Origin of the sequence: Streptomyces caatingaensis, assembly GCF_001187435.1 — a bacterium.
Taxonomy (GTDB): domain Bacteria; phylum Actinomycetota; class Actinomycetes; order Streptomycetales; family Streptomycetaceae; genus Streptomyces; species Streptomyces caatingaensis.
In genome coordinates, this window is the sequence record NZ_LFXA01000004.1 from 590,122 (window position 1) to 610,301 (window position 20,180).

A 20,180-nucleotide genomic window follows, 5' to 3' on the forward strand; every position below is an offset into this window, starting at 1 on the left:
CATTGATTTCATACGGCCCCATGGGAATCATCACGCGCACATCGCACGTCCGGAGCGCCGCTCTGCTCGCCGCGCTCCTGTCCGTCCCCGCGCTCACCGTCCCCGCGCTCGCCGTCCCGGCGGGGGCCGACGCGCCGCCGGCGGGCCCGACGCGGGAGGAGAGCCGCCTCGACGCCCCCGTGCCGCGGGAGATCCTGCGGCGCGGCGGATTCGACCGGGAGGCACCGGAGTTCGCCGCCGCGCTGGCGCGCACGCGCACCGCGCGGCAGGCGGAGCGGCTGACCGCGGAGACCGGACGGCGGCTGTGGCGGCGCGCGGTGGACCGGGCGCAGGGCCGCGGCCCCGTCCGCGGCGACCTGCCGCGCGACGACGACCGCCCGCTGTACTGGGCGCGCGTGGGCCTGACGAGGGCGCTGCGCGAGTGGCGGCCCTCCTTCCCGCTCCCCGCGGAGCGGCGCGCCGCCCTGCTGGACGGGCTGGAGCGGGGCTCGCGCGGTCAGGACTCGGTCGCCTTCCCGGCGGGCCGGGGGATCAAGCGGGTGCTGGTGACGGGGTTCGACCCGTTCCGGCTCGACGACGACGTACGGCGCTCCAACCCGTCCGGCGCCTCGGCGCTGGCGCTGGACGGCACGACCGTCAACACCCCTTCGGGACCGGCCCGGATCGAGGCCGCCGTCTTCCCCGTCCGCTGGGACGACTTCGCCCGCGGCACGGTCGAGCGCACCCTGCTGCCGCACTTCCGGCCGGGCCCGCACCGGGTCGACCTGTTCACCACCATCAGCCAGGGCCGTCCGGGCCGTTTCGACCTGGAGCGCACCAACGGGGCGTGGCGCGGCTCCGGAACGGACAACGAGGGCCTGCGGCGCGGCCCGGCGCCCGTCCCCGTACGGCAGCACCCCCAGCCCCAGTGGACGCGCACGACGCTCCCGTACGCCGTCCTCGCCTCGGCGGCGACGGGCCCGTACCCCGTCCACGACAACACGTCCGTCACCGAGATCCCGGCGGGCGGCACGGATCCCGTCGAGCGGCCGGACGGACCGACGCCGGGCTCGGCGGCGCGCGCGGGCGGCGGGGGCGACTACCTCTCCAACGAGATCGCCTACCGGGCGACGCTGCTGCGCGACGCGCTGCGGCTGCGCGTCCCCGGCGGTCATCTCCACACCCCCGTCCTGCAGTTCGCGGACGACAACGGTCCGGCGGGCGGCCGCGTCACGGATCCCAAGTTCGAGCGGAGCCGCCGGGCGATCGTGGCACAGGTCAGGGCGGTGTTGGGGGTGGCCGCGGGCACGGTGCGGCGGGGATGATGGGCCAATGATCATCGCAAGTGCGCAGTTCACACCCCGGCCGTGCGACGTCGCGGCCAACGTCGGGGCCATGGCAGCCCTCGTCGGGGAGGCGGCCGCCGCCGGCGCGGCCGTCGTCGTCTTCCCGGAACTGGCCGTCACCGGTTACGAGTTGGGCGCCATAACCGCCGACCCGGCGCTCCTCCTGGCCCCCGACGGCCCGGAGCTGGCCCCGCTGCGCGAGGCGTGCCGCGCGTCCGCCGTCACCGCCGTGGTCAACTGCCCCGGCCGGTCGGCGCAGGGACCGACCATCAGCTCGTACGTGTACGGCCCCGACGGGGCCCTGCTCACCCGCTACGACAAGGTCCATGTGACGGAGACGGAGCGGGCGGCGGGCTTCGCGCCCGGCACGGAGGACGGCCGTTTCGAGCTCGACGGCGTCCGCGTGGGGCTGGCGATCTGCTACGACACGGCGTTCCCCGAGGTGGCCGCCCGGGCCGCGGCCGACGGCTGCCGGCTGCTGCTGGCCAGCTCCCTGCACGACGCGGAGGACGGCCCGCGCAAGCTGGCCACGCTCTACCCCGCGATGGCGCGGGACAACGGCCTGTACGTGGCGCTGGCCAACCACGTGGGCCCGTCGGGCGGTTACACGGCCTGCGGGCTGAGCGCGGTGTGGGGTCCGGACGGCCGCGTCCTGGCCGAACGGCCGGACGCGGGGCTGGTGCTGGCCGAGGCCGGCGCGGCCGGCGCCTGAGGCCGCGGGGGCGGGGCGCGAGCCCCGCCCCCGGCGCATCACAGGCTGACGATCATCTTCCCGGTGTTCTCGCCGCGCAGCATGCCGAGGAAGGCGTCCACCGCGCCCTCGATCCCGTGGACCACGGTCTCGTCGCGCTTGAGCTCGCCGGAGCGGACCCAGCCCCCGACCTCCTCGACGAACCGCGGCCGCAGCGCCTCGTGGTCCATGACGATCATGCCCTGGAGGCGCAGCCGCTTGCCGATGGCGAGGGCGAGGTTGCCCGGGCCCGGCACCGGCCCCGTCGCGTTGTACTGCGCGATGGCGCCGCACAGCGTGACCCGGCCGTGCAGCCGCAGGGCGCCGATCGCCGCCTCCAGGTGCTCGCCGCCGACGTTGTCGAAGTAGACGTCGATCCCGTCGGGGGCCGCCTTGGCGAGCTGCTCGGCGACCGGGCCGTTCTTGTAGTTGAACGCCGCGTCGAAGCCGTACTCCTCGACGAGCCGGCGCACCTTCTCGTCCGACCCCGCGCTGCCGACGACCCGCGAGGCGCCCTTGAGCCGGGCGATCTGCCCGGCCATGCTGCCCACCGCCCCGGCGGCGCCGGAGACGAAGACGGCGTCGCCGGGCCGGAAGGACGCGACCTCCAGCAGCCCCGCGTAGGCGGTCATGCCCGGCATGCCGAGGGCGCCGAGGTAGGCGGAGAGCGGCGCGGCGCCGGCGTCCACCGGGAAGGCGTGCCGGGCGTCGAGCACGGCGTACTCGCGCCAGCCCAGGTCGTGCAGGACGTGGTCGCCCACGGCGAAGCGCCCGTCCCGCGAGGCGACGACCTCGCCGACGGCGCCGCCGGTCATGGGCCGGTCGAGCGCGAACGGCGGCACGTACGACTTGACGTCGTTCATGCGGCCGCGCATGTACGGGTCGACCGACAGGTGGAGGTTGCGGACGACGATCTGCCCTTCGGCGGGCTCGGCGACGGGCTCCTCGCGGAGCGCGAAGTCCTCGGGGTTCGGCTCGCCCACGGGGCGGGCGACCAGGTGCCAGGCGCGGGCGGTGGCGGGAACGGACATCGGTTCTTGACCTCCTATTGCTTCATCAGCTGAAACAATAGTTGACCTAGATATTTTATGTTGTCAAGGAACTGGGTAGGCTGGTGTCCATGGCACCGTCGTCGACCCCCCGGACCCCCGACCCGCTCACCACCGAGGTGGTGGAGCTCATCGGCACGGTCGTGGTGCGCTACCACGAGGAGTACGACGAGGCGGCCGCCCGTCACTCCCTGACCGGCGCCCAGGCCCGCGTCCTGGCCCTGCTGGCCCGCGAGCCGCTGCCCATGCGGCGCATCGCCGAGCGGCTCAAGTGCGAGCCGTCCAACGTGACGGGCATCGTCGACCGCCTCGCCGCCCGCCGGCTCGTCGAGCGCCGCCCCGACCCCGACGACCGCCGCGTCAAGCTCGCCGCGGTGACGCCCGAGGGCCGCGCCACGGCGGAACGCCTCCGCGAGAGCCTCCACTTCGCCCGCGAACCCCTGGGCCGCCTCTCCCCGGCGGAGCGGACGACGCTGCGCGACCTGCTGCGGCGGATGCTGGGGGAGGGGAGCGGCGAGGGCTTCGGGGAGTGAGCCCCGGGGAGCGGGCCGCGAGGTACGGGAAACCCCCTCGCCGCCCCCTCCCCATCCGTCACCATGACCCCATGACCGCCCCCGCCCCCTTCACCCCCCTGGACTTCCAGCTCGTCCTCCTCCGCCGCATGGCCGACCACCAGCCCGGCCTCGTCGAGGACGCCGTGCGCCGACTCGGCGTCACACGGGCGGAGATGCGCGAGGCCAACCGCCGCTGGCAGGCCATGCTGCACTCGCCCCGGCGCGGCGCCGGCCCCCGCTACCGCTCCGTCCTCGGCCCGCCCGAGAGCGTCACCCGGCGCCGGATCGGCGACCTCACCGCGGAGGCGGCCACATGGCCCGTCCCCCTCTGGCCGGACCTCCGCTTCGAGGTCCTCACCGCCCCCGGCGGCGCCGTCTGGAACGCGTGGCTCGTCCGCGCCCCCGGCGCCCCCTCCCCCGCCCCCCGCACCGTCGAGGACCTGACCCCCTGGTCCTGCACCGTCGACGAGACCGCCCGCGCCTTCGCCCCCGCCCGCCCCATGGAGGGCACCGCCCCCACCCGCTGGCAGCTCGCCTTCACGGCCCCGGACGCGTCCGGGCGGCGGGAGGAGCACGTGGCGGATTTCACGTGGGGGCTCTTCCAGCGGCTCATACGCTGAGGCGCGCCTCATCCTTTCGGCGGACGCGGCGCCGCCAAGGGTGGCCGTTTACCCGAGGCGGCCGGGGGCGGCGGCTCCGTAGCGTGGGGCCGTCCCATGTCATCGAGAGGGAGCGGTCCCATGTCCCGTGCGCGCCACATCGCCCTGGCCGTCGCCGGCCTGGTCTGCCTGGCGCTGCCCCTCGCCCTGCTGGCCGGCGGGTGCTTCGGGAGCGTCGGGGCGGTGGACGACAAGGCCGTCGGCACCCCGGCGTCCGCCGACGAGCCGCAGCGGGTGCGCATCCCGTCGCTCGGCGTGGACAGCCCGCTGATCCGCATCAACACGCTGGGCAAGGACCGCAGCGTGCAGGGGCCGCCGCCCGAGCAGGGCATGACGGCCGGCTGGTACAGCGGCGGCGTCCTCCCGGGCGAGCGCGGGGTCGCGATGATCGTCGGGCACCGGGAGGACCGGGACGGCCGTCCCGCCGTCTTCCGGGAGCTGCACACGGTCGGCGAGGGCACGGTGATCGACGTCGAGCGGGGCGACGGGCGGGTGCTGCACTTCGTCGTCACCCGCGTCGAGACCGTCGAGAAGGGCGTCCCCGTCGCCCGGAAGGAGCAGCCCGCGCCGAAGGAACGCAAGCTGCTCCTGGTCACCTGCGGGGGCGCCCCGGCGCCCGGCGAGCGGGCCGCGAGGAACCTCGTCGTGCACGCCGCGCTGCGACCATGAGGGCGTGACGCTGCTCGCGGCCCTGCTGGCGCTCACCCTCGTCGCCGGGGTCGTCGACGCGGTGAGCTTCCTCGGGCTGGGCCACGTCTTCACCGCGAACATGACCGGGAACGTGGTCTTCCTCGGCTTCTCGGCGGTCGGCGAGGCCGGGTTCTCGGTGCCCGCCTCGGGGGTCGCGCTGGGCGGCTTCCTGGTGGGGGCGCTGCTCGGCGGGCGGTTCGGGGTCGCGATGGACGGCCGGCCGAGGCGGCTGTGGCTCGGCGGCGCCCTGGCGGCGGAGGCGCTGCTCGTCGGCGCTGCGGCGGCGGTGGCGGCGGCCGGCCCGGGCGGGGAGGGCCGGCGCTGGACGACGACCGCCGTCCTGGCGCTGGCCATGGGGGTACGGGTCGCCACGGTCCGGCGGCTGGCCGTGCCCGACATGATGACGGTCATCCTGACCCGCACCCTGACCGGGATCGCCGCGGACTCCCGCGCGGCCGGGGGGACCGGCCCCTTTCTCGGACGGCGCGTCGGCTCCGTCCTCGCCATGGCCCTCGGGGCCGCCGCCGGGGCGTGGCTGGTGACCCACCACGGCCCGGTGTGGCCGCTGGCCCTCGCGGCGGGCGGCGTCGCGCTGCTCGCCGCGGGGGCCCTGCTGAGCGGCGTCAGGCGATCTCGGCGGTGAGGGTGATGGTCGTCCCGGCGAGCGCCTGGCTGACCGGGCAGTTCTTCTTGGCGTCCTCGGCCGCGGCGGCGAAGCCCTCCTCGTCCAGGCCGGGCACCTCGCCGCGGACCCAGAGGTGGATGCCGGTGATGCCCTCGCCCGGCTGGAAGGTGACGTCCGCCTTGGTCTCCAGCCGGGTGGGCGGGGTGCCCGCGCCGGTCAGGCCGTGCGACAGCGCCATGCTGAAGCAGCTCGAGTGGGCGGCGGCGATGAGCTCCTCGGGGCTGGTCTTCCCGTTGGCCTGCTCGGCGCGGGACGGCCAGGAGACCGGCTGGGAGCCGATGCCCGACGAGTCGAACGTGACGGTGCCGCTCCCGGTGAGCAGCTCGCCCTCCCAGACGGTGTGCGCGGTACGGGTCGTGGCCACGGATTCCTCCAGAGGGAAGTACGGATCCTGAGGTGCGGATCCTGAAGTACGGGTCCTGCGACACGGGCCGCCGCCGATCAGCCGCCGATCAGCCCCGATCGGCTGCGGATCAGCCGCATCAACGGTCCCGGCCGGACGGACGGTCCTCGACGATCATACGGAGGCGGCGGGTCCGACGCCCCCGTCGGTACACGGGGCTCGGGCCGGCAAGGGGGGGCGCGGGCCGGGGCCGGCCCGGGGGCCGGCGCCCCGGCCCCTCGCAACCGCCGCACCGCCACCGGCGCAGGCGCGGCAACCTCCGCCCACCGCACCGCAGTTCACCCGCCGGCGGCGGACCGGCGAACCGGCGCCCCCCACACAGCGCCCCGCACACCGGACGACGCCGGACGCCGTTCAGTCCTTCGCCTGCGCCTGCGCCTCCGCCACCGACGCCCGGACCTCGTCCATGTCGAGGGCGCGGGCCTGGCGGATGACGTCCTCCAAGGCGGCCTCGGGGAGGGCGCCGGGCTGGGCGTACACCGCGATGTTGTCGCGGACGATCATCAGCGTCGGGACGGAGCTGATCTCGAAGGCGGCGGAGAGCTCGGCCTGGGAGTCGGTCTCGACCTTGGCGAAGACGAGGTCCTCGTGCTTGGCGGCCACGCGGTCGTAGACGGGCGCGAACCGCTTGCAGGGACCGCACCACGTGGCCCAGAAGTTGATGAGGACGAAGTCGGCGCCCGAGACGACCTCGTCGAAGTTCTCCTTGGTGAGCTCCACGGTGCTGCTCATGCGTGCCTACCCGCTTCCGGTGGTGGTCGTGTGTGGCTCGGTCGTTGTGGCTCAGGAGCGGTAACCGGGCCGTGCCGCACCGTATTCCTCAGCCGCCGAACGGCCCCGTATGGCCTACGGCCGCCTCCGCGGCCAAGCGGTGTGACCGTGGTTACATCATCGGCGGAGGTGCGCTTATATGACCGGTGAGAGAGCGCAGAACGGTGACGGCCCCGGGCCGCGTCCGCACACGACGACGTCCCGGCGCCTGGTGCTGGCCACGGCCGCCTTCGCGCCCCTCCTGGCGGGCGCCGGCCCGGCGCGGGCGGCGCCCGCGAGCGACGGGTGCCGCACCGCGGACCCGTGCCGCAAGAGGCTGATCCACCCGGCGGGCACCAAGGAGTCCGACTGGCAGGGCGTCATCGACACGCTGGACCACCGCGGCCGGATGGGCGGCGAGCACGTCTACCGGATGGGGTTCCTCCGCCACGATCTGAAGGTGACCTCGCACGGGCACCGCATCATCCCGAGCCTGGGGATCGGCTCGTTCGTCTCCTTCGTCCGGTACGAGGACGGCCGGACGATGCTGATGGGCGACATGGCCGTCACCGAGGACGAGATGCAGCGGGTGATCGACGTCCTCGACGCGCGCGGGATCGCGCAGACGGCGATCCACAAGCACATGCTCGCCCACGAGCCGGCCGTGTGGTGGATGCACGTCCACGGGCTGCACGAGGACGAGACCGTGCTCGCCGACGCCCTGCGGGAGGCGCTGGCGGCCACCGGCACCCCGCCCCCGACCGGGCTCCCGCCCACGGCGGACGTCGACCTGGACACCGAGGGCGTCGACGAGGCGCTGGGCACCAGGGGCGGCACCGAGGGCCAGATCTACAAGATCACCTTCGCCCGCCGGGAGACGATCGTCGAGCACGACCGCGTCCTGCCCCGGATGACCGGCGCCACGACCGCGATCTCGTTCCAGCCGGTCGGCGGGGGACGGGCGATCGTCAACGGGGACTTCGTGATCACGGGGGCCGAGATGCAGCACGTCATCCGCGCCCTGCGGCGCGGCCGGATCGACATCGTCTCGATCCACAGCCATATGCTCCACGAGGAACCGCGGCTGTTCTTCCTGCACTTCTGGGGCGTCGACGACGCCGTCCGACTGGCCCGGACCCTGCGGACGGCGGTGGAGTGCACCGATGTCTCACCCGCGGGCGCGCATGAGTAAGCGCAGCTCGGATCGTTTCTGCACGGCTGCCGCGAAGTGGGGCGGGTGGGACTCGAACCCACGACCGACGGATTATGAGTCCGCTGCTCTAACCGGCTGAGCTACCGCCCCGTTCACGGCGCGTCGCGCACATCTGTGCGCGCCGTCTGCCGCAGCATAGCCGCTCATACGATCTGCTGCCCCGGTGGGGGCACATCGTGTGACCAGCCTGACCTTGAGGACTTCGGCCGTGGCCGGATCGGTTCCCGTCCGGCGTCGATCCGGGGACGAAAAAAGGACCCCCGAGGGGTCCTTCTCCCGTATGGCTCCTCCGACTGGACTCGAACCAGTAACCTGCCGGTTAACAGCCGGCTGCTCTGCCAATTGAGCTACAGAGGATCGAGCTCCCCCGACTGGACTCGAACCAGTAACCTGCCGGTTAACAGCCGGCTGCTCTGCCAATTGAGCTACAGGGGACTGTGGCGTTGCCTCGAATGCATCTTCGTCCGGTCTCCCGGGCGGCGTGCGCTCGCTGCGAGACATACATTAGCGCAAGCAGGGGGGTGCTCCGCCAATCGGTATCCCGGGAGTGATCTTCCCGGACTCCGGGCAGGCGGTGACCCGAGCCCGGCAGGGCCCGCGGTCGCGCGGGATTCCAGGGGATCCGAGGGAAGGACGGTACGGGATGCGCTACCGGCTGACGTTCATCGCTGGGGCTGCCGTCGGGTACGTGCTCGGCGCGCGGGCCGGCCGCGAGCGGTACGAGGCGCTGCGCAAGGGGGCGCAGCGGATCGCGGGGAACCCGGCGGTGCGCAACACCGTGGAGGCGGCCGCGGTGAACGGCCGGACGCTGGTCTCGCGGACGTTCGACAAGGTCGGCGACCGGGTTCCGGAGTCGGTGGCCGAGCGGGTGCGCTCGCTGCGCGAACAGCGCGCGGGCGACGAGGACGAGTGGGGCACCAGCAACACCTGACCGGCGCCTTTGGCATCATCCTCGGCATGGGGATAGTCGCCGGGCTGGACAGTTCCAGCGGAAGCACACGGATCGTCGTCTGCGACGCGGACACGGGCACCGTGCTCCGCCAGGGGTACGCGCCGCACCCGCCGTCCGCCGCCGAGGGCGACCCCCAGGGGTGGCTGATGTCCCTGGGCGAGGCCGCCGCGGGCGGGTTGCTGGAGGGCGTGCAGGCCATCGGCGTCTCGGCGCAGCAGCACGGGCTGCTGGCGCTGGACGCGGGCGGCGTGCTCGTCCGTCCCGCGCTGCTGGGCAACGACAAGCGGGCCCAGGCCGCGGCCGCCGATCTCACCGACGCGCTGGGCGGCCGGGCCGCCTGGGCGCAGGCGGTGGGCACGGTGCCGCAGGCCTCGCTGGCGGTGGCGAAGCTGCGCTGGCTGGCGCGGAACGAGCCGGAGTCGGCGACCCGTACGGCCATGCTGCTCCAGCCGCACGAGTGGCTGGTGTGGCAGCTGCTGGGCCGCCCGGTGCGGCGCACCACGGACCGCGGCGCCGCCTCGGCCACCGGCTACTGGTCGGCGGCCACCGGCGCGTGGCGGCCGGACCTCGTCGAGCTGGCCCTCGGCCACGGGGCGGCGCTGCCGGACGTGCTGGCGCCCGCCGAGCCGGCCGGGCACACCCCCGAGGGGCTGCTCATCTCCGCCGGCACGGGCGAGACGATGGCCGCGGCCTTCGGGCTGGGCGTGGGCCCGGGGGACGCGGTGGTCTCGCTGGGGGCCTCGGGCTCGGTGTTCGCCGTGCACCACGAGGCGCTGGTGGACCCGACGGGCACGATCACCTCGTTCGCCGACGCGACGGGCCGGCACCTGCCCGTCGTCCACACGCGGAACGCCGTCCGGGTGCTGCGCGGGACGGCCGAGCTGCTGGGCACGGATCTGGGCGGTCTCTCCGAGCTGGCGCTGCGCTCCTCGTGGGGCGCCTACGGGATGGTGCTGCTGCCCTATCTGGAGGGCGAGCGGACGCCTCATCTCCCGCACACGGCCGGGACGTTGACGGGTCTGCGGCGCGAGAGCATGAAGCCGGAGCACCTGGCGCGGGCGGCCTTCGAGGGCATGCTGTGCGGGCTGACCGACGCGCTGGACGTGCTGCGCGGGCGCGGCGTCCCGGTGCGGCGGGTCTTCCTGCTGGGCGCGGCGGCGGAGCTGCCCGCGGTGCGGGCGCTGGCGCCGGCGCTGTTCGGCGCGCAGGTGGTCGTCCCGCAGCCGGCGGACTGGGCGGCGCTGGGCGCGGCCCGGCAGGCCGCCTGGTCGCTGGGGGTGCAGCACGGTGTGCTCTCCCCGCAGGAGCCGCCGCACTGGCCGTACGGCACGGGGCAGGTCTTCGAGCCGGGCGAGGAGCTGCCGGCCGGCCAGGCGGTGCGGCAGCAGTACGGGACCGTGCGCGAGCAGACGCACCCCGGGGCGTTCGGGCAGTGACGGCGCGTCAGTCCAGGTAGCCCCGCAGCTGGTCGGCGAAGGCGTGGTCGCGGAGCTTGTTGAGGGTCTTGGACTCGATCTGGCGGATCCGCTCGCGGGTGACGCCGAAGATCCGGCCGATCTCCTCCAGGGTCCGCGGCCGGCCGTCCACCAGCCCGTAGCGCAGCTGGACGACCTTGCGCTCGCGCTCGCCGAGGGTGGAGAGGACCGCCTCCAGGTGCTCGCGCAGCAGCAGGAAGGCGGCCGATTCGACGGGCGAGGCGGCGTCGCCGTCCTCGATGAGGTCGCCGAGCGCGACGTCGTCCTCCTCGCCGACGGGCGCGTGCAGCGACACCGGCTCCTGGGCGAGCCGCAGCACCTCGCTGACGCGCTCCTCGGAGAGGTCGAGGTAGGCGGCGACCTCCTCGGCGGTGGGCTCGCTGCCGCGCTCCTGGAGCATGCGGCGCTGGACGCGGACGACGCGGTTGATCAGCTCGACGACGTGCACCGGCACGCGGATGGTGCGGGCCTGGTCGGCCAGCGCCCGGGACATGGCCTGGCGGATCCACCAGGTCGCGTAGGTGGAGAACTTGTAGCCGCGGGCGTAGTCGAACTTCTCCACCGCCCTGATCAGCCCCAGGTTGCCCTCCTGGACCAGGTCGAGCATGGTCAGCCCGCGGCCGATGTAGCGCTTGGCGACGGAGACGACCAGGCGCAGATTGGCCTCGATGAGGCGGCGCTTGGCCATCCGGCCGAGGACCACGAGCCGGTCGAGGTCGAGGGCGAGGGCGGTGTCGAGGTCGGGGTGGGTGGAGAGCTTCTCCTCGGCGAACAGGCCCGCCTCCACCCGCCGGGCCAGCTCGACCTCCTCGGCCGCCGACAGCAGTGGGATGCGGCCGATCTCGCGGAGGTACTGCCGGAAGAGGTCCGAGGACGGGCCGCCGGTGTCGGGGCGCCGCTCGCGCTCGGGCGGCGGCGGGGCGTCGAGGATCTCGGCCGGGGGCGGGCCGGGCTGCCTCGGTACGGCCGGTGCCGGGCGGACGGCGGCCGGCGCGATGGTGGGGGTCCGGGTCTGCACGGGGGCGACCTCCAGGGTGATCGCTGCGTGGGCAGAGGACTCGGCGCGGGCGGCGGCCGAGCGGTTCGCGGGGTTCCCGGTCCGTGCCACTGCTCCGGAGGACTCAGGCACCGCCCACCAGTGTGCGGCACGACGCGGCCCCGCCACGAGGGGCGTGCGGCCACTTTCTGTGGTCGGCGCGTGTGCCCGGGGTGACGGGCGACGGTGGTGGGGTGCCGTCCCGTCAGAGGGCCGCGGCGCCGCGGTCCTGGAGCGACTTGCGGTACTGCTGGAGCACCCACAACTCGTTCTGGACGGCGGCGAGATGGTCCGGCGAGGAGGTGGCGCCGAGGCGGACCAGGCTCGCCTGGACCTCCTTGATCCGCCGCTCGACGGCCCGCAGCCGGACCTGGACCAGCTGCGTTCCGGCGTAGACCTCGTCGACCGTACGGGCGTGGACGGGCTCCACGGCCAGCTCCGTGACCATCGAGCGGACCGTGTCGTCGGGGGCGGCGTCGCGCACCCGCGCCAGGTACTCCCCGTCGGCGCCTGCCACGCCGCCGGCCTGCTCGATGGCGCGGCGGACGACGGCGTAGGGCGGGGCGGTGAACTCGTCCTCCCCGTAGGCGTCGAAGGCCGGGGCGACCAGCTCGGGGTGCTGGAGGGCGAGCTTGAGCAGCTCGCGCTCGGTGCGGTGGGCGGGGCTGCGCAGATTGAGCGCGGGGCCGCGGGGGGCGGGCGGGCGCGGGGCGGGCGCGGCCTCGGGGCGGGGGGCCGCCGGCCGCCTGCGTCCGTCGCCGCGCTCTCCGCGCTCGGCGCGCTCGCGGGCCCAGCGGGCGAGCTGCCCGACGCGCAGGACGACGAACTGGGTGTCGAGGATGCCCAGGAGGCCGGCCAGGCGCACCGCGTACTGGTGGCGGATGGAGCTGTCCTTGATGCCGGCGACGATGGGCGCGGCCTCCTCCAGGGCGGCCGCCTGGCCCTCGGGGGTGTCCACCTCGTGCCGGGCGACGACGGAGCGGATCGCGAACTCGAAGAGCGGGGTGCTCTCCTCGATCAGCGCGCGCACCGCCTCGTCGCCGCCGTCGAGGCGCAGCTCGCAGGGGTCCATGCCGCCGGGGCTGACCGCGATGTTGGTGTGGGCGGCGAACTTCTGGTCGTCCTCGAAGGCGCGCAGGGCGGCGCGCTGCCCGGCGGCGTCGCCGTCGAAGGTGAAGATCACCTTGGCCCGGGAGTTGTCCATCAGCAGCCGGCGCAGGATCTTGACGTGCTCGCCGCCGAAGGCGGTGCCGCAGGTGGCGATGGCGGTGGTGACGCCGGCGAGGTGGCAGGCCATCACGTCGGTGTAGCCCTCGACGACGACGGCCCGGTTGCCCTTGGCGATGTCCTTCTTCGCCAGGTCGATGCCGTACAGCACATGCGACTTGCGGTAGATGGGCGTCTCGGGGGTGTTGAGGTACTTCGGCCCGTTGTCGTCCTCGCGGAGCTTGCGGGCGCCGAAGCCGACGACGTCGCCGGCGATGTCGCGGATGGGCCACATCAGGCGGCCGCGGAAGCGGTCGATGGGGCCGCGGCGGCCCTCCTGGGAGAGGCCGGAGAGGACCAGCTCCTTGTCGCTGAAGCCGCGGCCGCGCAGGAAGCGGGTGAGGTGGTCCCAGCCGGCGGGGCTGTAGCCGACGCCGAAGTGGTGGGCGGCGGCCTGGTCGAAGCCGCGGCCGGCGAGGAACGCGCGCGCGATCTCGGCCTCGGCGCTCCCGAGCTGCTCGGCGTAGAACTGGGCGGCCGCCTTGTGGGCCTCGACGAGGCGGGTGCGCTCGCCCTGCTGGCGGCCCGGGGTGTAGCCGCCCTCCTCGTAGCGCAGGGTGATGCCGGCCTGGGCGGCGAGCCGCTCGATGGTCTCGGCGAAGGAGAGGTGGTCGACCTTCATGACGAAGTCGACCGTGTCCCCGCCCTCCTGGCAGCCGAAGCAGTGGTACAGCCCCTTGGCGGGGCTGACGTGGAAGGACGGGGACTTCTCGTCGTGGAAGGGGCACAGGCCCTTGAGGTTGCCGCCGCCGGCGTTGCGCAGCTGGAGGTATTCGGACACGACGGCGTCGATCGGGACGGCGTCCCGGACCGCCTTCACATCGTCATCGTTGATCCTGCCTGCCACGCGTGAAGTCTACTGGCGGCCGCGGACGGCCCGGCCCCCGCGGGTGCTCAGGGCAGCAGCGACTCCAGGGGGACGGCGGGGTCGGCCAGCGCCTCGGGGGACGGGCGGGCTCCCGAGCGGATGAGCCGCTGGACGGTCTCCGTGACCTCCCACACGTTCACGTTCATCCCCGCCAGGATCCGGCCCTCGCGCAGCCAGAAGGCGACGAACTCCCGCTTGCCGACGTCGCCGCGGCACACCACCTGGTCGTAGGAGCCGGGCGGGGCGTAGCCCGAGTACTCCATGCCCAGGTCGTACTGGTCGGAGAAGAAGTACGGGACGCGGTCGTGGACGACCTCCCGGCCCAGCATCGCGCGGGCCGCGGCCGGGCCGCTGTGCAGGGCGTTGGCCCAGTGCTCGACGCGCAGCCGGGGGCCGGGGCCGGCGGACGCGACGGCGGCCACGTCCCCGGCGGCGAAGATCTCGGGGTCGGAGGTGCGCAGCGAGGCGTCGACGGCGATCCCCCCGCCGTCGGCCCGGTCGACCAGGGCGAGCCCGGCGGTCTCGGCGAGCGCGGTGCGCGGGGCGGCGCCGATGGCGGCGAGGACGGCGTGGGCCGGGTGCTCCTCGCCGTCGTCGGTGCGCACGGCCAGCACCATGCCGTCCTGGCCGGTGATCTCCACGAGCCGGGCGCCGAAGTGGAAGCGGACGCCGTGCTCGCGGTGCAGGTCGGTGAAGAGCTGGCCGAGCTCGGGGCCGAGGACGCCGTGCAGCGGGGTGGGCTCGGGCTCGACGACGGTCACCTCGGCGCCGTAGCCGCGGGCGGCGGCGGCCACTTCGAGGCCGATCCAGCCGGCGCCGGCGATGACGAGGTGGCCGTTGTCGCGGCCGAGGGAGGCGAGGACGCCGCGCAGCCGCTCGGCGTGCGCGAGGCGGCGCAGGTGGTGGACGCCGGCCAGGCCGGTGCCGGGGATGTCCAGGCGGCGCGGCTCGGCGCCGGTGGCCAGCAGCAGCCGGTCGTAGCGGACGACGGTGCCGTCGCCCAGGCGCACGGTGCGGGCGGCGCGGTCGAGGTGGACGGCGGGCTGGCCGAGGTGCAGCTCGATGTCGGACCGGGCGTACCAGGCGGGTTCGTGCACGAAGACGCTGTCGCGCTCGTCCTTGCCGATCAGGTACCCCTTGGAGAGCGGTGGACGCTCGTAGGGGTGGTCGCGTTCGTCGCAGATGAGGATCACCCGGCCGGTGAACCCCTCCGCGCGGAGCGTCTCGGCGGCCTTCGCGCCGGCGAGCCCGCCTCCGACGACGACGAACGTCTGGTTCGCATCCACCACTTGCTGCCTCCTCGCTGCCGCGCGGCGTGCCCTGCGGGCGGCCGCGCCTACGGTGTGCCGTACGTCCCCGGTCTCGTCGCCGTTCCCCGCCCGGTCCCGCCGCCGCTGCGAGCGCGGTGCCGGGCGCCGGGAAACGGCAAGTGCGAGCGTGCCGCACCCGGCGGGCCGCCGGAAGAGGGACTGCCCGCGACGGCCCGCCCGGATGCCCCCGATCCCCCGTGGATCCCCTCGCGGGGCGCCCCCTCAGCCCGCGCGCCCCGGCGGGGACGCCATGAGCCGGGCGTGCAGGGAGCGCGCGGACGCGTCGGTGAGGGCGGCGATCTGGTCGACCACCGCCCGCAGCCGGCCCGCGTCGTCGGCCGCCGCGGTGAACAGGGCGCGGAACTGGGGGTCCAGGCCGTCGGGGGCGCGGGCGACCAGCCGCTCCGCGAGCCCGGCGATGACGACGCGCTGCTCGGCGCGGAGCTTCTCCTGGTCCTCGCGCTGGATGACGTAGCGGTCGGCGACGGCCTTGAGCACGGCGCACTCCAGGCGGGTTCCCCGGGGGACGACGAGCTCGGCGCGGTAGCGGCCGAGCGGCCCCGGGCCGTACGCGGCGCGGGTCGCGGCCTCGGCGGCCAGGCAGAAGCGGCCGATGAGCTGGCTGGTGGCGTCCTTGAGCCGGGCCTGGGCGACGGCCGACCCGTCGTAGCCGTGCGGCCACCACTCCTGGGCGAGCAGCCGGTCCAGCGCGGCGGCCAGCTCCGCCTCGTCCGCGCCCGGGGCGTGCCGGCCCGCGGCGACGGCGAAGATCTCGCTCCGCTCGGGGGCGGAGTGCAGCACCTTCGGCTCCAGGTGGCCGGCGTGCAGGCCGTCCTCGACGTCGTGGACGGAGTACGCCACGTCGTCGGACCAGTCCATGACCTGGGCCTCGAAGCTGCGCCGGTGCCCGGGGGCGCCCTGGCGCAGCCAGGCGAAGACGGGCGCGTCGTCCTCGTAGACGCCGAACTTACGCGAGCCCGGGTCGGCGGGGCGGCCGCCGCGCGGCCAGGGGTACTTGGTGGCGGCGTCGAGCGCCGCGCGGGTGAGGTTGAGGCCGACGCTGACGGGCTCGCCCGTCTCCGGGCGCTCCGGGTCGGGTACGAACCGCTTGGGCTCCAGGCGGGTCAGCAGCCGCAGGGACTGGGCGTTGCCCTCGAACCCGCCGCAGGGGCCCGCCACTTCGTCGAGCGCCTGCTCCCCGTTGTGCCCGAACGGGGGGTGGCCGAGGTCGTGCGCCAGACAGGCCGTCTCGACGAGGTCGGGGTCGCAGCCGAGGGCCGCGCCCAGCTCCCGGCCGACCTGGGCGCATTCGAGCGTGTGCGTCAGGCGGGTGCGGGGGGTGGCGTCCCAGGCGCCGCCGTCGCGGCTGCCGCCGGGGGCGACGACCTGCGTCTTGCCGGCGAGGCGGCGCAGGGCGGCGGAGTGCAGGACGCGGGCCCGGTCGCGCTGGAAGGCGGTGCGGCCCGGGCGCTTGTCGGGCTCGGGGGCCCAGCGCTCCAGGTCCGGCTCGGCGTAACCGGCGGTGGCGGGCTTCTCGTTCATGCCTCCGACGGTAGCCGCCGCCGCTGACAGCGGCATGGGCCGCCCGGCCCGGAACGGGGCGGACCCGGCGGGAACCGCCCGCGCCGCACCCGCGTCCCCTCCCCCGAACAGGGGGAAGCGAACATGAGTCCGATGAGAAGACCGGCCCGGCGCACGCAACGGCGCACCGTCCAGGCGCTGATGGCCGCCGCCGTCCTCGCCCTCCTCCCGGCCGCCTGGGTGCACGCCGCCGCCGAGGACCGGCTCCGGACCGTCGCGGACGCCCCGTCCGCCCCCGTCGCCGTCGTCTTCGGCGCCGGGCTGTGGCACGGCAGGCCCTCGCCCTACCTGGCGCACCGCCTCGACACCGCCGCGGACCTCTACCGCGCGGGCAAGGTCCGCGTCGTCCTCGTGACGGGCGACAACGGCCGCCCGGAGTACAACGAACCCGACGCGATGCGCGCGTACCTGCGCGCGCACGGCGTCCCCGGCGACCGGATCGTCGCCGACTACGCCGGCTTCGACACCTGGGACTCCTGCGCCCGCGCCAAGCGCGTCTTCGGCGTGGACCGGGCGCTCCTGGTCAGCCAGGACTTCCACATCCGCCGCGCGGTCGCGCTGTGCGACGCGGCGGGGATGGACGTGTACGGCGTCGGCGTGGACGCCAGGCGCGACATGACGCGGTACGCGGGGAGCGCCCGCGAGATCCTCGCCGCCGGAAAGGCCGTGGTGGAGGCCGTCGTCCGGCCGGGGCCGGCCTTCCTCGGCCCCCGGGAGCCCGGCGTCCAGCAAGCGCTCGCGGCGGCGGAGCGCTGATCAGCGCTTGGGCTCGCGGTTGTTTATGGCGTCCAGGTAGAGCTTGAAGATCTCGTCGTCGTTCATGGGGCTGTACGACAGCTGGGCCGAGTTGTCCCCGTCGGGGCCGCCGCCGTTGAGCCCGCCCAGGACGCCGATCAGGTCGCCGGTGCGGGTCTTCTCGTTGAAGTGGGTCAGCCACGGGCTGCCGGAGGTGCCGGAGAAGAAGCCGTCGCAGCGCATCTTCAGCTGGTTGTGGTTCTCCAGCCGGCTGGTCATCGCCGTGCACCGGATCGCCTCGTCGGCCGGGTCGTCGTCGGCGCTCGGGTAGCCGATGACGGTCACGCGGTTGACGTACGCGGGGGTGCGGACGAGCCGGTTGGCGCCGGTGACCTGCTCGATCTGGCGCCCCTTGGCGTCGGGTCTGACGGTCGCGAAGGCGAAGTCGAGGTCGGACCCCTCGCCGGTGTCGGTGCGTCTGGGATCGGTGAAGACGCGGTCGACCGTCCAGACCCCGTACGGCTGCCGGTCGGCGCCCTGCTGATAGTCCGGCACGAACGCCGCGTCGTCGCCGATCGAGCAGTGCCCGGCGGTGACGAGGAGGTTGCCCTTGGGGCTGTGCACCACGCTCGCCGTGCAGTGATGGCTCCTCATGTCGTCGCCCGTGTAGAAGAGGACGCCCACCGAGGGCACCCCGCCGAAGTGGCGCGCGCTGCCGGTGATGCGCTGCGCCGGGCTGCGGGAGTCGGCGTCCGCGCCGTCGCCGGCGTCGTCCGCGGTGCGCGTGGGCCCCCAGAAGCGCTGGGCCTGTTCGCTGGTCCAGCTGCGGTCCTTCCCGTGGCCGCCGGCCCGGGGAACCGCGGCCGCCAGGACGACGACGTACAGCCCGGCCAGCGCGGCCCGGCCCCATCGGGCCCGGCTCCACCGGGAGAAACGCACAGGCACCCCCACCACTCAGGAAGGTCGTTGACAGGCTAACCGCATCGTCCGGACCCGGCTCCCGGGCGGACCGTTTTCCGTACCGTCCGAAGACAGACGATCCGGCATATGACCAGCGTACGAATGATCGTCAACGGTTCTCCACATTTGGCCGCCCGGGACGTCGCGGCCCGGCACCCGACCACACGGATGGAGCCCGCCCGCCGCCCCGTCCGCGCGGATGCCTAGGCTGGGCGGGAAGGGTCTTCGGACGACGGACGCCCGGGACGGCGGACGCCTTCGGACGATGGGCACGGACGGACGGAGCGCACAGGTGAACGACTGGACCCTCGCCGACATCCCCGGTCAGCACGGCCGGACCGCCGTGGTGACCGGCGCGAACAGCGGCATCGGCTACGTCACCGCCAGGGAACTCGCCCGCCGGGGCGCCCGCGTGGTCCTGGCCTGCCGGGACGAGACGCGCGGCCGGGCCGCGGAGGAGCTGCTGAGAACGGAGGTCCCGGACGCCGACGTCCGCCTCGCCCCGCTGGACCTCGCCGACCTGGCGTCCGTACGGGCCTTCGCGGACGGGCTCCCCGAGGAGCGGCTCGACCTCCTCGTCAACAACGCCGGTGTGATGGCGCTGCCGCGGCGGCGCACGGTCGACGGCTTCGAGATGCAGTTCGGCACCAACCACCTGGGGCACTTCGCCCTGACCGGGCTGCTGCTGCCGCGGCTGCGGGCGGCCGGGGACGGGGCCCGGGTCGTGACCGTCTCCAGCGGCATGCACCTGCTCGGCACGGTCGATCCGCGCGACGTGCAGATGGACGGCGGTTACCGGCGCTGGATCGCCTACGCCCGCTCCAAGAGCGCCAACCTGCTCTTCGTCCACGAACTCGCCCGGCGGCTGGCCGCGTACGGCTCCCCGCTCGTCGCGGCCGCGGCGCACCCCGGCTACGCGGCGACGAACCTGCAGACGGCCGCGGCCCGGCTGGAGGACCGCCCCTGGCGCGAGCGGGTGGCCCGGGCCGCGAACCGGCTGGTCGCGCAGAGCGCGGAGGCGGGGGCGCTGCCGACCCTGCGGGCGGCGACGGGGCCGGATGTCCGGCAGGACGACTTCTTCGGCCCGCGGCTGCAGTTGTGGCGGGGGGCGCCGGTGCGGTCGGTGCGCGCGCCGTGGACGCGTGACGACCGCGCGAGCGCGGGCCTCTGGGCGGTGTCGGAGCGGCTGACGGGCGTGACGTACGAGTGGCCGCCGCGGGTCTGAGCCCGCGGGGCGGCGGGCGCCCCGGCCCCTGTCCCCGGGAGGGGGCGCCCTCACTCCACGCCCGACGCCCGCAGGACGGCCCGCGCCCCCTCGCCGTCCACCCGCTCCCCCAAGGCGTCCAGTACGGCCGCCCCCTCGCGGAGCAGCCCCCGCTCCCGCGCCCGCCGCACCCCCGCGTCCAGCTCGTGCCAGAGCAGCGGGTTCGCCCGCAGCACCCGGGGGTCCAACTCCACCCGGTTTCCCGCGACATCGCAGAGGACGAGCCGGGGAGCCACCCCGTCCACCTGCCGGACGCGCGTCAGCAGGTCCGTCCGGACACGCCGTTCGCGCAGCAGTCCGCGGGTCGCGAGCCAGCCCGCGCCCGCCGTGATCCGGGCGGGGCGCAGCACCGCGACGAGGGCCGCGGCGAGGGCCGTCCAGCAAGCGGCGCGCGGCCCGTCGAGGCTGCCGCGCGCCAGGTCGGCGCCGGCCAGCACCCCGCCGAGCGCGAAGCCCCAGCACCACGCGGCGCGGGCCTCGCGCCGCCAGCCGCGGTCCCAGGCGAGCGCACCGTGCCACGGCCGGCGTGCGGCCGTGCCCCGCGCGCGTGCGCCTGCCCGCACCATCGATCGCCGTCCCATGTCCGTGACGCTAGAACCGCCCGTTCAACGCCTCGCCGGGCTTTGACGACACGCTGACGAGCCGGGGGGCGACCCTGACGCCTCGCTGACGCGT

At 75.0% G+C, this 20,180-nt stretch carries 20 protein-coding genes and 3 tRNA genes; 11 read left to right on the forward strand and 12 right to left on the reverse strand.

Translation table 11 applies throughout. The annotated features are described in order from the left end of the window. The first annotated feature begins 20 nt into the window (after positions 1-20). Together AC230_RS10065 and AC230_RS10070 are read left to right on the forward strand one after the other, a co-directional pair. Positions 21-1,304, forward strand: a complete 1,284-nt coding sequence (locus tag AC230_RS10065; protein WP_049715725.1) for a C15 family peptidase — start codon at positions 21-23, stop codon at positions 1,302-1,304. 7 nt (positions 1,305-1,311) lie between these two features. Continuing rightward, a complete protein-coding gene (locus AC230_RS10070) occupies positions 1,312-2,037 on the forward strand; it encodes a carbon-nitrogen hydrolase family protein (RefSeq protein ID WP_049715726.1) in 726 nt (241 codons plus the stop codon). Positions 2,038-2,075: 38 nt separating this feature from the next. Here the strand turns inward: AC230_RS10070 and AC230_RS10075 are convergent, their stop codons facing one another. After that, on the reverse strand, positions 2,076-3,086 hold the full coding sequence (locus AC230_RS10075; protein WP_049715727.1) for an NADP-dependent oxidoreductase: 1,011 nt from the start codon (positions 3,084-3,086) through the stop codon (positions 2,076-2,078). An 89-nt stretch (positions 3,087-3,175) separates the two neighbouring features. On the opposite strand from AC230_RS10075, the gene AC230_RS10080 reads away from it, so the two are divergent. The 4 genes from AC230_RS10080 to AC230_RS10095 all read left to right on the forward strand — a co-directional run bounded on the left by AC230_RS10080 (position 3,176) and on the right by AC230_RS10095 (position 5,650). After that, positions 3,176-3,637 carry a MarR family winged helix-turn-helix transcriptional regulator gene (locus AC230_RS10080; protein WP_049715883.1) on the forward strand — a complete coding sequence of 154 codons (462 nt, stop codon included), beginning with the start codon at positions 3,176-3,178 and terminating at the stop codon, positions 3,635-3,637. Positions 3,638-3,708: 71 nt separating this feature from the next. Beyond that, positions 3,709-4,278 (forward strand): hypothetical protein, encoded by a 570-nt coding sequence (locus AC230_RS10085; RefSeq protein WP_049715728.1) that lies wholly within the window; start codon positions 3,709-3,711, stop codon positions 4,276-4,278. 120 nt (positions 4,279-4,398) lie between these two features. Beyond that, positions 4,399-4,986, forward strand: a complete 588-nt coding sequence (locus tag AC230_RS10090; RefSeq protein WP_049715729.1) for a class F sortase — start codon at positions 4,399-4,401, stop codon at positions 4,984-4,986. Between the two features lie 4 nt (positions 4,987-4,990). Next, positions 4,991-5,650, forward strand: a complete 660-nt coding sequence (locus AC230_RS10095) for a YoaK family protein (RefSeq protein WP_049715730.1) — start codon at positions 4,991-4,993, stop codon at positions 5,648-5,650. Here AC230_RS10095 and AC230_RS10100 read toward each other — a convergent pair. After that, the gene (locus AC230_RS10100) at positions 5,631-6,056 is read right to left on the reverse strand and encodes an OsmC family protein (protein WP_049715731.1); all 426 of its coding nucleotides are present in this window, start codon (positions 6,054-6,056) and stop codon (positions 5,631-5,633) included. The genes AC230_RS10095 and AC230_RS10100 overlap by 20 nt on opposite strands. Positions 6,057-6,449: 393 nt before the next feature. Further along, complete coding sequence (locus AC230_RS10105; RefSeq protein WP_049715732.1) at positions 6,450-6,827, reverse strand: thioredoxin family protein; 378 nt, start codon at positions 6,825-6,827, stop codon at positions 6,450-6,452. A 178-nt stretch (positions 6,828-7,005) separates the two neighbouring features. On the opposite strand from AC230_RS10105, the gene AC230_RS10110 reads away from it, so the two are divergent. Continuing rightward, positions 7,006-8,037, forward strand: a complete 1,032-nt coding sequence (locus AC230_RS10110) for a DUF1259 domain-containing protein (protein WP_049715733.1) — start codon at positions 7,006-7,008, stop codon at positions 8,035-8,037. Between the two features lie 37 nt (positions 8,038-8,074). Here the strand turns inward: AC230_RS10110 and AC230_RS10115 are convergent. The 3 genes from AC230_RS10115 to AC230_RS10125 all read right to left on the reverse strand — a co-directional run bounded on the left by AC230_RS10115 (position 8,075) and on the right by AC230_RS10125 (position 8,493). After that, positions 8,075-8,148 (reverse strand) — tRNA-Ile (locus AC230_RS10115). Between the two features lie 191 nt (positions 8,149-8,339). Continuing rightward, positions 8,340-8,415, reverse strand: a tRNA-Asn gene (locus AC230_RS10120). A 5-nt stretch (positions 8,416-8,420) separates the two neighbouring features. Continuing rightward, positions 8,421-8,493 (reverse strand) — tRNA-Asn (locus AC230_RS10125). A 208-nt stretch (positions 8,494-8,701) separates the two neighbouring features. On the opposite strand from AC230_RS10125, the gene AC230_RS10130 reads away from it, so the two are divergent. Together AC230_RS10130 and AC230_RS10135 are read left to right on the forward strand one after the other, a co-directional pair. After that, entirely contained in the window at positions 8,702-8,989 is a 288-nt protein-coding gene (locus AC230_RS10130) for a hypothetical protein (protein ID WP_049715734.1), read from the forward strand. 26 nt (positions 8,990-9,015) lie between these two features. Continuing rightward, positions 9,016-10,446: an FGGY family carbohydrate kinase gene (locus AC230_RS10135; RefSeq protein WP_049715884.1), complete on the forward strand. Its 1,431-nt coding sequence runs from the start codon at positions 9,016-9,018 to the stop codon at positions 10,444-10,446. A 7-nt stretch (positions 10,447-10,453) separates the two neighbouring features. On the opposite strand, the gene AC230_RS10140 is transcribed toward AC230_RS10135, so the two are convergent. The 4 genes from AC230_RS10140 to AC230_RS10155 all read right to left on the reverse strand — a co-directional run bounded on the left by AC230_RS10140 (position 10,454) and on the right by AC230_RS10155 (position 16,507). Further along, positions 10,454-11,593 (reverse strand): RNA polymerase sigma factor, encoded by a 1,140-nt coding sequence (locus AC230_RS10140; protein WP_049715735.1) that lies wholly within the window; start codon positions 11,591-11,593, stop codon positions 10,454-10,456. A 133-nt stretch (positions 11,594-11,726) separates the two neighbouring features. Further along, on the reverse strand, positions 11,727-13,634 hold the full coding sequence (gene dnaG, locus AC230_RS10145; protein WP_049715736.1) for a DNA primase: 1,908 nt from the start codon (positions 13,632-13,634) through the stop codon (positions 11,727-11,729). 47 nt (positions 13,635-13,681) lie between these two features. Further along, a complete protein-coding gene (locus AC230_RS10150; protein ID WP_049715737.1) occupies positions 13,682-14,944 on the reverse strand; it encodes an NAD(P)/FAD-dependent oxidoreductase in 1,263 nt (420 codons plus the stop codon). A gap of 243 nt (positions 14,945-15,187) precedes the next feature. Continuing rightward, entirely contained in the window at positions 15,188-16,507 is a 1,320-nt protein-coding gene (locus tag AC230_RS10155; protein WP_049715738.1) for a deoxyguanosinetriphosphate triphosphohydrolase, read from the reverse strand. A gap of 132 nt (positions 16,508-16,639) precedes the next feature. Between AC230_RS10155 and AC230_RS10160 the strand changes: the two genes are divergently transcribed. Next, entirely contained in the window at positions 16,640-17,302 is a 663-nt protein-coding gene (locus AC230_RS10160; protein WP_049715739.1) for a SanA/YdcF family protein, read from the forward strand. On the opposite strand, the gene AC230_RS10165 is transcribed toward AC230_RS10160, so the two are convergent. Next, complete coding sequence (locus AC230_RS10165) at positions 17,303-18,220, reverse strand: trypsin-like serine peptidase (RefSeq protein ID WP_241833161.1); 918 nt, start codon at positions 18,218-18,220, stop codon at positions 17,303-17,305. 313 nt (positions 18,221-18,533) lie between these two features. Here AC230_RS10165 and AC230_RS10170 point away from each other — a divergent pair, with 313 nt between their 5' ends. Then, entirely contained in the window at positions 18,534-19,466 is a 933-nt protein-coding gene (locus AC230_RS10170) for an oxidoreductase (protein ID WP_049715740.1), read from the forward strand. A gap of 50 nt (positions 19,467-19,516) precedes the next feature. On the opposite strand, the gene AC230_RS10175 is transcribed toward AC230_RS10170, so the two are convergent. Continuing rightward, positions 19,517-20,086 (reverse strand): hypothetical protein, encoded by a 570-nt coding sequence (locus AC230_RS10175; RefSeq protein WP_157868545.1) that lies wholly within the window; start codon positions 20,084-20,086, stop codon positions 19,517-19,519. Between the last annotated feature and the right edge of the window lie 94 nt (positions 20,087-20,180).